Genomic DNA, 11,924 nt, shown 5'->3' with positions numbered 1-11,924 from the left:
CCGGGCCACACACCCCCGCCATTCGATCAGCTCGGGTCAGAGCTGGTTCAGAGCGGCCGCACCTGCTGGGCCTGCGGGCCCTTGGTGCCCTGGCCGACCTCGAACTCGACCCGCTGGTTCTCCTCCAGCGTGCGGAAGCCGCTCGACTGGATCTCCGAGTAGTGGACGAAGACGTCCGCCCCGCCGTTGTCCGGCGAGATGAAGCCGAAGCCCTTCTCGGAGTTGAACCACTTAACAACGCCCTGCATCAATACTCTCCTCAACAGGGATCCGATAGCGGGAGCCGCGGCGCGGCTCCCGGGCCGGTGTCAGACCGCAACTTCTCCGGCTGACCCTGGAGGAAAGCAACGAGCTCACAACCACCCCGCCGTGAGGCGGGGCCTCGACCAATGCCAGTTAACCACAGCGGCAGGCCGGGTGCACCCGACTCGCCCGCGGCCGGTGAGCGAACGCACACCCTTCCTGGCACCCCCTGGCAACCGGCCCACTGGCCCCGACCTGTGGCTTCGGCGGATCCCGTCCAGCGAATCGGTGATCTCAATCCAGCCGTCCCGGCTCCTGTCCTCCCGGGCGGCCAGCGCTCACCGAGCGCGCCGAAGCCGCTGGTACCCCATCGTGCAACCCCCACAAGGATGAGGCGGCCGGGTCAGCCGGTCACGCCGTGAGGGGTTCCGTTCCGAACAGGACATGCGAGATCCCCGCCCCCGGGCAGGCATTCACATCCGCGCCCAGGACCAACGCGTCGGTGAGCGCCGCCATGCCGGGCCGGTGCCCTGCACCGGCGAGGACCGCGGTCTGCTCGCACGCGGGCAGCCGGCGAGCGAGCGCACACCCTGCCCGACGCCCTCCTGGCGTCCGACCAAATGCCCCCGACCTGCGACTTCGATGGACCCGTGCAGTGGAGCGGCGATCTCGGTCCGGCCGGCCCAGCCCCTCGTCCCCTGGAGAAGGTCACCCTGTCAGAACGGCCGGTGCCCTCGGACCCGTCGCACATCCCCGGCAGGCCGAGGTGGACCGGGCCAGGCGCCGAGTGATGAGGCATCCCTCCGGCCGCTGGGCCCCCTACGTCGGCAGATCTGGTCCTGTCCGCGCTGGACCAGCGACGATAGGCTGCCGGTGGGATCACCGCCGGATCCTGTCCCGGGGAGGACGTCGTGACCACATGGAATGACTTGGTCGGCTTCGCGCGCTCGGCCTACAAGGTGTTGGAGGAACGGCCCGACGAGGTCCGCCTGCTCTACGAGTTCGACGACGACCGGAGCCAAACCGTCCTGTTGGGTCGGGAGGTGCTCGACGGGCAGCACGAGTGGGTGCAGATCGCGTCGCCGTGCGGCGAGGTGGCGTATGTCGACCTCAAGGCGCTGCTGGAGGAGGTCGGGCACAACACCGTCGCGGCCGGCGTCGCGATCATGGGTGACTACGTGGTGCTCCGTCATTCTCTTCCCCTGGAGAACATGGACCCCAACGAGTTCATCCAGCCACTGGCGCTGCTGGCGGCGACTGCCGACGAGTTGGAGGAGCAGTTCTCCGGCGGCGACGACTACTGACGGGCCGTTCGGCGCGGCCGGCCCGGAGCCGGGCGGCCGGCGTCAGCCAACGCACACTCGCGAGAGTGCTCGACGGGGGTCGTGCCCGGGCCGGGACAGCGCTCAGGTGGCGGTGTATCCGCCGTCGACCGTCAGCTCCAGGCCGTTGACCATGTCCGATGCGGCGGAGGCGAGGAACAGGACGGCGTTCGCCACGTCGGACGGCACCGCGAAGTGCCCGGCCGGGATGCGCGCCAGCATCGGCGCCGCCTTGGCCTCGTCGCCCCAGACCTTCTGCCCCAGCTCCGTCATGACGACGGTCGGGCAGACAGCGTTCGACCGAACCCCGCGTGGACCGAGTTCCAGCGCGAGCACCTTGGTCGCCATGAGGAGCGCAGCCTTGCTGGCGCAGTACGCGTAGTGCTCGGCCAACGGTGTCAACGCGGCTGTCGACGCCACGTTGATGATCTTGCCGCCGTGCCCGGCATCGGCCATGGCGGTACCCACTCTCGCGGCCAGCAGAGCGGGTGCCCGCAGGTTCACCGCCATCGCGGCATCCCAGTTCTGTGCCCGCACGTCCCGCACCGGCTCGAGGATCGCGATCCCCGCGTTGTTGACGAGGATGTCGAGCCCGTCGAACGCGGTGAGGGCGGCGGATGCCAGCCCCTCGACCGTCTGTGGGTCGCTCAGGTCCGCAGCGATCGTCGCGACCCGGACACCGCAGTTCTCTCGCAGGTCTTGGGCGTGTGTCGCGAGCTTCCCGTTGTCACGATCGCTCAGCACGAGATCGACGCCGGCCCGCGCCAGGGTGGACGCGATCTCGGCGCCGATACCCTGCGACGCGCCGGTGATCAGTGCCCGCCTGCCGGCCACGTCGAACACGGACCTCTCGCTGTCTGGCTGCGCTGCCATTGGAGCTCCTTGGCGATCTTCGAGACCAGGACCGTGGGTCTGCCCGGCACGAGCCCGAGCAGTACGGCCCGTGGTGCCGGCCACGCCGCGGACCTGGGGAACGTGGCCGCGGATGGCACGGATCCACCTTCATCCCGCCAATCTGTGTTCTCTTATCAGAGTACATAACAGACCGCTCGCGGGGCACTGACCGCGGAGCCGCCCGGAACCAGCCACGCGCCCGCAGGCAGTAACAGGTCCTTCCAGCCCTCCTCGAACGGATGAAACAGCCGAACCCCGTGGTCACGTGGTCCGCGCCTCCCGGCAGCCAGCACACCGGGATGACGCAGGTCCAGGCCGCTGCCAGCGATCCCCGCCCCGAAATCACGAGTTAATCTGTTAACAACACTTGACATGATGTGAGGAACAGCTCAAACTCGTGTTACGCCGGGCTGGTGCGGGAGCCGCGACAGCGGGACTGGTCCGGCTCAGCTCGTGGTCGGCGCTCCGGAACGCCATGGCCGTCGACGGCGGGCGGTCCGGCCTTCGCTGTCGCCGGAGTCGTGCCGGAACACCCGTTCCCGGGCACGGCCGATGACAGCGCGGGTGGGCTGGTTGAATCCCGCAGCCGTCCACATCTTCCTGGTGCTGAACGAAGAAGGAGCGGGTGTCCCCGTGACCGAGGAGCAGAGCGACCGGGCCCGAAGCCCCGAGCAGCGGCAGCAGCAGATCGCGGACGTGGTGCTCGAGCGGGGCAGCCTGTCCGCGCAGGAGCTGGCGAGCATGTTCGGCGTCAGTGTCATGACGGTCCACCGGGATCTCGACGAGCTCGAACGGCAAGGCGTCGTTCGCAAGTTCCGGGGCGGCGTCACCGCCCAGCCGTCGGGGGTCTTCGAGTCGAACGTGGCCTTCCGGCGGAAGGCCATGCGGGAACAGAAGAAGGCGATCGCCAAGCACGCGGTCCAGTACGTCGAGCCGGGAATGTCCATCCTGCTCGACGACGGAACCACCACCGCGGAGATGATCCCGCACTTCGCCGGCCTGACGCCGCTACGGGTGGCCACCTTCTACCTGGAGGCGATGCGCCAACTGAGCGAGCTGCGTGGTGTCGGATTGATGGCACTGGGCGGTGACTACGACCCGCTCCACGACGCTTTCCTCGGTACGACATGCCTGGAGTGCATCGAGTCGATCCGGGTGGACGCCGCGTTCGTGTCGACTTCAGCGCTCTCTGGCAGGTACGCCTTCCACCAGGAGGACCGCATCGTCGCGGTCAAGAGGAAGATGCTGGAGGTTGCCGAGAAGCGCTACCTGCTGATGGACCACAGCAAACTCGGCAAGGTCGCCCTGCACCGGCTCGTGCCGCTGTCCGAGTTCGATCTCGTCATCGTCGACTCCGGTGCCAGCGGGGCCGACCTCGCCGAGCTGGAACGCAACGACGTGCGATTCGAGGTCGCGCCATGAGTACGCCGAGCACGATCAGTGGTGTCGTCTTCGACCTCGACGGCATCGTCGTCGACACCGAGCATCTGTGGGAACAGAGCTGGCACGCCTGCTGCAGCCGACGAGATGTGCGGTGGACGCGCGAGGACACCAGGGAAGTACAAGGGATGAGCGCGCCGGAGTGGGCGTACTACATCGCCGTCCGGCTGGGTAGTCCCGGGCAGGCAAGGTCCGTACGGGACGAGTGTGTCGGGTACGTCGTTGCCGCGATACGTAACGGCCAGGGACCGCTGCTGAACGGGGCACGCGACCTCATTGTCAAAGTTGCGGAACAGGTGCAGATTGCTCTCGCTTCGTCTGCGGCCCGATCCGTCATCGACACCGTGCTGAGCCTGCACCAGATCGAGGACCGGTTCAGCGCCACGGTGTCGAGCGAGGAGGTCCGGCGAGGCAAGCCAAACCCGGACGTGTACCAGGAAGCCGCGCGTCGCATCGGCATAGCGGCAGGCACCGGCATTGCAGTCGAGGACTCCGGCAACGGGATCCGTGCGGCCCACGCCGCCGGCCTGTCCGTCGTCGCCATCCCCAACCCGACCTATCCCCCCGCGCAAGAAGCGCTCGAGCTTGCCGACCACGTCGCCGCCGACCACCACGACGCACTCGACTACGTACTCGACCGCCTGGCGAAGGAGACCAGACGATGACCCGGCTCTACAACGACCCGACCACGTTCAAAGACGACATGGTCGACGGCTTCGTTGCCGCGTACGGCCGGTACGTCCAGCGGGTTCCCGGTGCATCCGGGGTCGTGCGGACCAGCAGACCCCGCCCCGGCAAGGTCAGCGTCATCGTGGGTGGCGGATCGGGGCACTACCCAGCTTTCTGCGGTCTCGTCGGTCCGGGCCTTGCCGACGGCGCAGTCATCGGTGACATCTTCACCTCACCCTCCAGCGAGCAGGCGTACCTGGTTGGTAAGGCCCTCGATAATGGCGCGGGAGTGTTGTTCAGCTATGGCAACTACAACGGCGACGTCATGAACTTCGGCCTTGCCGAACGCCGCCTGCGCAGTGAGGGCACCGACTGTCGCACCGTGGTGGTGACCGATGACATCGCCTCGGCACCAGCGGGCGAGGTAGGCCGTCGTCGAGGTGTTGCCGGTGACTTCTGCGTCTTCAAGATCGCGGGTGCGGCGGCGGAGCAGGGACTTCCCATCGACGAGGTGGAACGGCTCGCGCGCAGGGCCAACGCGATGACCCGCAGCCTGGGCGTGGCCTTCGCCGGGTGTACCTTCCCCGGCCGCGACGAGCCGCTGTTCACCATCGATCCCGGTGAGATCGAGCTGGGGCTCGGGATCCACGGCGAGCCCGGGGTACGCACGATCACCCGGATCAGCGCCGCCGAGCTGGCCCAGCTACTCGTCGACGCCATCCTGGAGGAGCGGCCCGAGCAGGCGGATGGTCGCGCCGCCGTGATCCTCAACGGGCTCGGGGCGACGAAGTACGAGGAACTCTTCGTGCTCTGGAAGGATGTGCTCCCGTGGCTGACCAGCGCCGGTGTCCGGGTGGTCTCTCCCGAGGTCGGGGAACTGGTGACCAGTCTGGACATGGCCGGCTGCTCGTTGACCCTGTGCTGGCTGGACGACGAACTGGCGGAACTGTGGGAGGCACCTGCCGACACTCCGGCGTTCCGGCGCGGTGCCGTCGCCCCGAGCGGGTCCACTGCGGTCAGCCCGAACAATCTCGTGGAGACCGTTTCGGGGCAGGCAACGGCGCCGGCCGACGAGCCAACGGCGAGCGAGGAATCCCGGCGTGCCGCGCTCATCGTGCGCGGATGCCTGGAGTCGATGCTCGCCACGATCAGTGACAACGAGCGGCTCCTCGGCGACATCGACTCGGTTGCCGGTGATGGTGACCACGGGCGCGGCATGGTGCGTGGGCTACGTGCGGCGTACGAGGCGGCTCAGGACCCCAGCCTGGGCGCCGGCAGCACGCTACGCGCCGCGGGAGCGTCCTGGGCAGACAACGGTGGCGGCTCCTCCGGCGCGTTGTGGGGCGCGTTGTTGCAGACAGTCGGCTATGTTCTCGGCGACGAAACAGCTCCGAGCGCGCACGTTGTTGCGTCGGCACTACGTGAAGGTGCTGCAACCGTCTGCGAGCTGGGCGGTGCTCAGGTCGGCGACAAGACGCTTCTCGACTCGCTTATACCGTTCGTCGAAATGCTCAATCTGTGCGTGGCGGCCGATGCTTCGCTCGCATACGCGTGGCGGTGCGCTGCGGATGCCGCGACCGATGCCGCCGACCGTACCCGGGACCTGGTGTGCCGGATCGGCCGTGCACGACCCCTTGGTGAGAAGAGCGTGGGTACGCCTGACCCCGGTGCGGTGTCGCTGGCGCTGTGCGCCCGGGCGACCGCCGAGGTGCTCGAGGCGCACTGTGGTGGAGGTGAGCAGTCGTGACAACGAAGCGATGGCGAATCGCCGTGGGTTCGGACGAAGCCGGATACGAGTACAAGAACGCCATCGTTCGGGATCTCCAGCAGGATCCACGCGTCGAGGTCGTCGAGGACTTCGGCGTCAGCAACGGTGAGGTCACGCCCTACGCCGAGGTCGGTCTGGCGGTCGCGGAAGCGGTCGCGAGTGACCAGGTGGATCGCGCTGTCCTGGTGTGCGGCACGGGTATCGGCATGGCCATCAGCGCGAACAAGGTCCCTGGCGTACGTGCCACGACCGTGCACGACGGCTATTCGTGCGAACGCTCGGTGCTGTCGAACAACTGCCAGATCATCGCGCTGGGACAGCGGGTTGTAGGGCTCGAGCTGGCGCGCCGGCTGGTGACCGAGTGGCTCGGCTACGAGTTCGATCCGTCCTCTCCTTCCAGCTCGAAGGTGGGGGTCATCACCGCCTACGAGCAACGGAACGCGACGGGGCCGACGGTGTGCGGCTGACCGGCCGCGTCCTTCGTGCCAATCCCTGCTCCGCAGAGGAATGCACTGACATCGAGGTCTGCGGGAACGCTCGATGAGTGAGCGGCAACCGCCTTTCCCCTGTTTCGTCGGGTTGTGCCATGGAGGGCTGCCATGTACCTGGGGATCGATATCGGAACATCGGTGACCAAGGCCGCGGTCTTCGACGAGCAGGGTGCTGCCCGATCGGTCGAGATGCGTCCGAACCGGCTCGACAGTCTCCGCGAAGGCTGGTTCGAGCAGGATCCCGTTGAGGTGTTGGGCTCGGTGGCCGCGGTGGTGCGGGCTGCCGTCGCCAGTTCGGGCACTACACCGGATGCAGTGGGCCTCACCGCCCAGGGCGACGGTGTTTGGCTGCTCGACGAACAGGGACATGCGGTCCGTCCCGCCATCTCGTGGTTGGATTCCCGGGCCGCTCCCGTGCTGCAACGGTGGGTGGAATCCGGTGTCATTGAGAAGACATTCCGGCACAACGGAAACGCGATGTTCCCGGGTTCCGCGGCGCCCATCCTGGCGTGGCTGGCGGAGAACGAGCCACATTCGCTCGATCACGCCGCCACAGCGGGCTACTGCAAAGACATGGTGATGCAACGCCTCACCGGGCTACGCGCCACAGACGCTTCGGATGCCTCGCTGCCGTTTCTCGATCCGAACACCCGGATCTATGACCCGGAGGTGCTGGCCTGGTGCGGTCTCTCCGGGCGGGCTGACCTACTCGCCCCGGTCGTCGACCCGATTCCCGTTGCGCAGCTGAATGCAGAGGCCGCAGAGCTACTCGAGTTGCGGGTTGCGACTCCCGTCAGCGCGGGTCCGTTCGACTTGGCCGCTTGCGCCTTGGGTTCGGGTGTCACCGAGCCCGGGGAGGGGCACCTCATCGTCGGCACCACGCTCGCCTGTCAGGTACTCGTCGACACCCTCGACACCAGTGGCGAACCGGCTGGCATGACGTTGTCCACGCTGACGCCCGGTCGATGGCTGCGCGCGATGCCGGCGATGGTCGGTTGTGCAGCGATCGACTGGGTACTGGACCTGGTGGGCGAGTCCCACGGTTCCCTGGATCATCTGCTCGCGGCGAGCCCCGTCGGGGCCCATGACGTCACGTGCCTCCCGTACTTCTCCCCCGCTGGTGAGCGCGCGCCGTTTCTCGAGCCCCGGGCGCGGGCGAGCTTCGATCGGCTCACCGTACAGACGAGCAAGGCGGACCTCGTGCGTGCGACCTGCGAGGCCGTGGCCTACGCGGCGCGCCACTGCTTCGAGGTTGCCGGGTTGACCGGGGACGTCGTCATGTGCGGTGGTGGCACGCGAAGTGAGTCGTGGCTGCAGATCTTCGCCGATGTGCTCAACCGTCCGGTTCGGCTGGCACGCCGGAGCGAGACCGGCGCCCGCGGAGCTGTCCTGGCAGCCCTTTCCACCCTGGGCCGTGACTTCGACGCGACCACGTGGACCACGCCTGCCCGCGTCATCGAGCCAGACAGCGTCCGTGCGGTGCGCTATGGCGAGGGTTACGCCGCCTACCGGCGACGGATCGAGAAAACACGGGCAGTGTGGAAGGAGGCGTCATGAGCGCTGTGAACCACACGTTGCGGAACAACCAGACTACGTAATTCTCCAAGATCAGGACTTCGGCTCTACTTGCTAGAAAAGTCGAGGAAAATCAATGAGCACCGACCGCTCCAGCCTCAACCCTCAGCGTCGCGGTGAAGCGCTGCGCCGAATGGGAGAACGCACCTTCGACATTGTCGTCGTCGGTGGCGGGATCACCGGCGTGGGTACTGCTCTTGACGCGGTTTCCCGTGGCCTGTCTGTGGCGCTGCTCGAGGCCGGTGACCTCGCCGTGGGCACGTCCTCCCGATCCGGCAAGGTGTTCCATGGTGGCCTTCGGTACCTGGAACAGCTCAACTTCTCGCTGGTTCGGGAGGCACTCAAGGAGCGCGACCTGATGGTCGACCGGCTTTGTCCGCATCTCGTCTCGCCGGAGCTCTTCCTGTTCCCGTTCACGCGTCGCTGGGAGCGGCCCTACGTTGGTTCCGGGGTACTGCTCTACGACCTGCTCCGGTTGACGGGTACCCGCAGCGTCAAGGGGCATCGGCACCTGACGCGATCACGTGTGCTGCGGGAGATGCCTGCACTACGCCCCGAGCAGATCACCGGCGGTGTGCAGTACTACGACGTGCGCGTGGACGATGCTCGCCACACCATGACCGTCGCCCGAACAGCCGCTCAGCTCGGTGCCGAGATCATTACCCGAGCCCGTGTCGTCGGAGTGTTGCGTGAAGGTGGCCGGGTATCCGGGGTGCGTGTTCACGACCTGGAGAGCGAAGATGAGGTGACCGTGCGCGCCCGGGTCGTCGCGAACGCGACCGGGGTTTGGGCCGAGGACGTGCAGGCGCTTGCCGGTGACCGGACGATCTCGGTCACCGCCGCCAAGGGCATCCATCTGGTCGTTCCCAAGGACCGGATCGACTCGCGGACCGGCCTTATCGCGAAGACGCACGACAGTGTGTTCATTGTCCGCCGCTGGTTCGACTATTGGCTGATGGGAACGACCGACACGCAGTGGGACCACGAGCGTGACGACCCCGCGGCGACAAAGGCGGACGTCGACTACCTGCTCGGTCACGCAAATCGCTGGCTGCGGACCCCACTCGGCTATGACGACATCGTTGGCGTGTACGCCGGACTCCGACCTTTGGTGAGCGGGCGAGGCAACACGACGGCTGCGTTGTCTCGGGATCATTCGGTCGTCGAGGGACCCCATGGGATGGTCACGGTAGTTGGCGGCAAGTACACGACCTACCGCATCATGGCGCGCGATGCGGTTGACGCCGCGACCCGCCAGCTCGGACGCGAGGTACCCGCATCAGCCACAGAGCGGTTACCCGTCCTCGGCGCTGTCGGCTACAGCGCGCTACACAACCAACGCGTCTCTCTCGCCACCGAGTCAGGTCTCGACGAGCGCTGGATCGACCACCTGCTTGGTCGTTACGGCGCGCTGACCCTGGAGATTCTCGACCTCATCGCGGACCAACCGTCGCTTGGCCAGCCTGTCATCGGGGCGCCCGGTTACCTGGCCGCTGAGCTTCACTATGCCGCCGCCCACGAAGGCGCGCTTCACCTCGATGACGTCCTGGTGCGTAGAACCCACATCTTCATGGAGACACCGGATCACGGTGTTGCCGCAGCCCCGCACGCCGCAGCCGTGGTTGCCGACGCGCTCGGTTGGGACGACGTCCGCCGCAAGGAGGAGGTCGAGCGGTTCCGGGTCGAGAGGGAAGCCGACCGCCGTGCGGCCGTGGCCCGCACCGACGCCGACGCCGTCACGGCCCGCCACGCCACACGACTCGAGACAACCAGAAAACACCTGTAGGAACTCGCGAGTGGGGCGAACCGGCCGAAGCACTCGCGAAATCAACATCGACCCTCGGCAGCCAGAAGCCGTAGAAAATGCCGCCGGTCGGCCCACCGGGTCCGGATTGTCCACATACATGGAGAAGATCCCTGGAAACCGGCCGTACCACAGGAGACCGGATCGTTGGCTGCGCCACCGGCAGCGACTGGCTCTCAAACGCCAACAGATATAGCCGCAACGTCGTGGTCGCTGTCTGGCCCGAGCAGCGCTCTCTTGGTTAGAGTCGGGCCCCCGATTGAAGGACCACCGATCCCAGCAAGCAGAGTCCGGCGTCCGTGGTGCGCGCGGCGTGCCGACACAGCGCCGATTGCCCGGGCAGCCACAACGTCGTCTCCGGTCTCGCCACGCTGCACGACGACGAGGGCCACGTCATCGTTCCGGGCCTGACCCACGACGACTTTCCCTGGGCACCTGTGGACACCACCCAGTTTGCCCATGACGCCGGAGTACGTCCCGGTGTGCCGCTCGCCGGCACTGGACCGCTCGCGGAACGGCGGTACGGGCGGCCCGCACTCAACGTCATCGGCCTTGATGGTGTCAACACGCGGTCGGGAGCGAGCAACGTGCTCCCCCCGAAGGCAACCGCGCGTATCAGCGTCCGCCTGGCGCCGTCGCAGGAGCCGAAGCAGGCGCGAGCGGCACTTCAACGGCACTTTGACAGTGTCAAGCCCTGGGGCATCGAGCCACGGGTCACCTTCCTCGACGGCGGGGCCGGTCTCCTGGCGACCTCGACGAGCGCCTACCACAGTCTCGCCAGGGCAGCGATGGCCGAGGCGTACCAGGCGAACAAGGTGGAGCAAACCGGGCAGGGCGGGTCGATCCCCCTGGTACACGCCTTCCACAAGGTCAACCCGAACGCCGACATCGTGTTGTGGGGCTGTGAACAGCCTCCTTTCTCGTTCACGCCCCGGAGGTGGGCCCGGTCAGGCCCACAGCTGGCACCAAGTGGTGAAGTATGTCGAGCGCACGCTCCCTGACCGCCGGAGTGGCCCTGCCCGGGTCGCCCGCGTCGAACGGGGGCTGCGGGTCGTACTGGAGCACGAGCTGGATGGCCTGGGCGGTCTCCTCATCCGCGAGCCGTGCCGCCAGGGTGAGGGCGAAGTCGATACCCGACGTGACGCCCGCCCCCGTAGCGACCCTGTGCTTGTCCTGGAAGACAACACGTTCCGTGGAGTACTCCACACCGAACGCACGTAGCAGGTCGGCCGCAGCCCAGTGTGTCGTGGCCGTCATACCTCCGCGCAGGATTCCGGCCTTGCCAAGGATCAATGCACCGGTGCAGACCGACGTCGTCCACCGGGTCGTCGGGTGAACCTTCTGCAGCCAGCGCACGAGCGCGTCGGGAGGTTTGCGCGATCCGGGGCCGCCCGGCACCACCAGAACATCGCAGGAGTCGATCTCGTCGAACGCCCGGTCGGCGGTGAGCGCCAGTTTTCGGCTGTCGGCACGGACAGCACCCGGGCACGCGGCGACGAGGACGACCTCGGTACCAGGCAGGAGCCGGAACACCTCGTACGGCCCAACGGCGTCGAGCGCGGTGAAGTCGGGGAAGAGTGGAATCACGACAAGCATGGAGACCTCAATCTCGAGAGTCCAGCGCCCGGAATTCGGTGAAGAGGATTTCCGGAGTCTGCCCTCCGCGGCGGGTCTCCCCACGGTACCAGCAGTATCGAGAACGGACATCGGTGATCACC

At 67.2% G+C, this 11,924-nt stretch carries 11 protein-coding genes; 8 read left to right on the top strand and 3 right to left on the bottom strand.

The window, feature by feature from the left end; all coding sequences use genetic code 11:
* Positions 1-47: 47 nt before the first annotated feature.
* Complete coding sequence (locus IEY55_RS00625) at positions 48-251, bottom strand: cold-shock protein (RefSeq protein WP_229685812.1); 204 nt, start codon at positions 249-251, stop codon at positions 48-50.
* A gap of 903 nt (positions 252-1,154) precedes the next feature.
* Between IEY55_RS00625 and IEY55_RS00620 the strand changes: the two genes are divergently transcribed.
* Positions 1,155-1,547: a type III secretion system chaperone family protein gene (locus IEY55_RS00620; RefSeq protein ID WP_189052817.1), complete on the top strand. Its 393-nt coding sequence runs from the start codon at positions 1,155-1,157 to the stop codon at positions 1,545-1,547.
* Positions 1,548-1,649: 102 nt separating this feature from the next.
* Here the strand turns inward: IEY55_RS00620 and IEY55_RS00615 are convergent, their stop codons facing one another.
* Positions 1,650-2,438 (bottom strand): SDR family NAD(P)-dependent oxidoreductase, encoded by a 789-nt coding sequence (locus IEY55_RS00615; RefSeq protein ID WP_189052816.1) that lies wholly within the window; start codon positions 2,436-2,438, stop codon positions 1,650-1,652.
* Between the two features lie 654 nt (positions 2,439-3,092).
* Here IEY55_RS00615 and IEY55_RS00610 point away from each other — a divergent pair.
* From IEY55_RS00610 to IEY55_RS00580, 7 genes are all read left to right on the top strand, one after another.
* Positions 3,093-3,881 carry a DeoR/GlpR family DNA-binding transcription regulator gene (locus IEY55_RS00610; RefSeq protein ID WP_229685810.1) on the top strand — a complete coding sequence of 263 codons (789 nt, stop codon included), beginning with the start codon at positions 3,093-3,095 and terminating at the stop codon, positions 3,879-3,881.
* Complete coding sequence (locus IEY55_RS00605) at positions 3,878-4,564, top strand: HAD family hydrolase (RefSeq protein WP_189052814.1); 687 nt, start codon at positions 3,878-3,880, stop codon at positions 4,562-4,564. Before IEY55_RS00610 ends, IEY55_RS00605 begins: the two co-directional genes overlap by 4 nt.
* Positions 4,561-6,315: a dihydroxyacetone kinase family protein gene (locus tag IEY55_RS00600; protein ID WP_189052813.1), complete on the top strand. Its 1,755-nt coding sequence runs from the start codon at positions 4,561-4,563 to the stop codon at positions 6,313-6,315. The genes IEY55_RS00605 and IEY55_RS00600 overlap by 4 nt, the downstream gene beginning before the upstream one ends.
* Positions 6,312-6,803 carry an RpiB/LacA/LacB family sugar-phosphate isomerase gene (locus IEY55_RS00595; protein WP_189052812.1) on the top strand — a complete coding sequence of 164 codons (492 nt, stop codon included), beginning with the start codon at positions 6,312-6,314 and terminating at the stop codon, positions 6,801-6,803. Before IEY55_RS00600 ends, IEY55_RS00595 begins: the two co-directional genes overlap by 4 nt.
* A 132-nt stretch (positions 6,804-6,935) precedes the next feature.
* Positions 6,936-8,384 carry an FGGY-family carbohydrate kinase gene (locus IEY55_RS00590; RefSeq protein ID WP_189052811.1) on the top strand — a complete coding sequence of 483 codons (1,449 nt, stop codon included), beginning with the start codon at positions 6,936-6,938 and terminating at the stop codon, positions 8,382-8,384.
* Positions 8,385-8,478: 94 nt separating this feature from the next.
* Positions 8,479-10,188 (top strand): glycerol-3-phosphate dehydrogenase/oxidase, encoded by a 1,710-nt coding sequence (locus IEY55_RS00585; RefSeq protein WP_189052810.1) that lies wholly within the window; start codon positions 8,479-8,481, stop codon positions 10,186-10,188.
* Positions 10,189-10,505: 317 nt separating this feature from the next.
* Positions 10,506-11,207, top strand: a complete 702-nt coding sequence (locus IEY55_RS00580) for a peptidase dimerization domain-containing protein (protein ID WP_189052809.1) — start codon at positions 10,506-10,508, stop codon at positions 11,205-11,207.
* On the opposite strand, the gene IEY55_RS00575 is transcribed toward IEY55_RS00580, so the two are convergent.
* Positions 11,131-11,802 (bottom strand): DJ-1/PfpI family protein, encoded by a 672-nt coding sequence (locus IEY55_RS00575; RefSeq protein ID WP_189052808.1) that lies wholly within the window; start codon positions 11,800-11,802, stop codon positions 11,131-11,133. The two genes, IEY55_RS00580 and IEY55_RS00575, sit on opposite strands and share 77 nt — an antisense overlap.
* Positions 11,803-11,924 lie beyond the last annotated feature (122 nt).

It is taken from the genome of Longimycelium tulufanense, from assembly GCF_014645795.1.
In the GTDB taxonomy this organism is placed as follows: domain Bacteria; phylum Actinomycetota; class Actinomycetes; order Mycobacteriales; family Pseudonocardiaceae; genus Longimycelium; species Longimycelium tulufanense.
Note: the sequence above shows the minus strand (reverse complement) of the source record. Positions and strands in the feature narration are given on the sequence as shown.

Excerpts from the sequence above, each read along its gene's own strand:
- IEY55_RS00615 (WP_189052816.1), bottom strand. The coding sequence starts at position 2,438 with ATGGCAGCGCAGCCAGACAGCGAGAGGTCCGTGTTCGACGTGGCCGGC.
- IEY55_RS00605 (WP_189052814.1), top strand. The coding sequence starts at position 3,878 with ATGAGTACGCCGAGCACGATCAGTGGTGTCGTCTTCGACCTCGACGGC.
- IEY55_RS00600 (WP_189052813.1), top strand. The coding sequence starts at position 4,561 with ATGACCCGGCTCTACAACGACCCGACCACGTTCAAAGACGACATGGTC.
- IEY55_RS00590 (WP_189052811.1), top strand. The coding sequence starts at position 6,936 with ATGTACCTGGGGATCGATATCGGAACATCGGTGACCAAGGCCGCGGTC.
- IEY55_RS00585 (WP_189052810.1), top strand. The coding sequence starts at position 8,479 with ATGAGCACCGACCGCTCCAGCCTCAACCCTCAGCGTCGCGGTGAAGCG.
- IEY55_RS00575 (WP_189052808.1), bottom strand. The coding sequence starts at position 11,802 with ATGCTTGTCGTGATTCCACTCTTCCCCGACTTCACCGCGCTCGACGCC.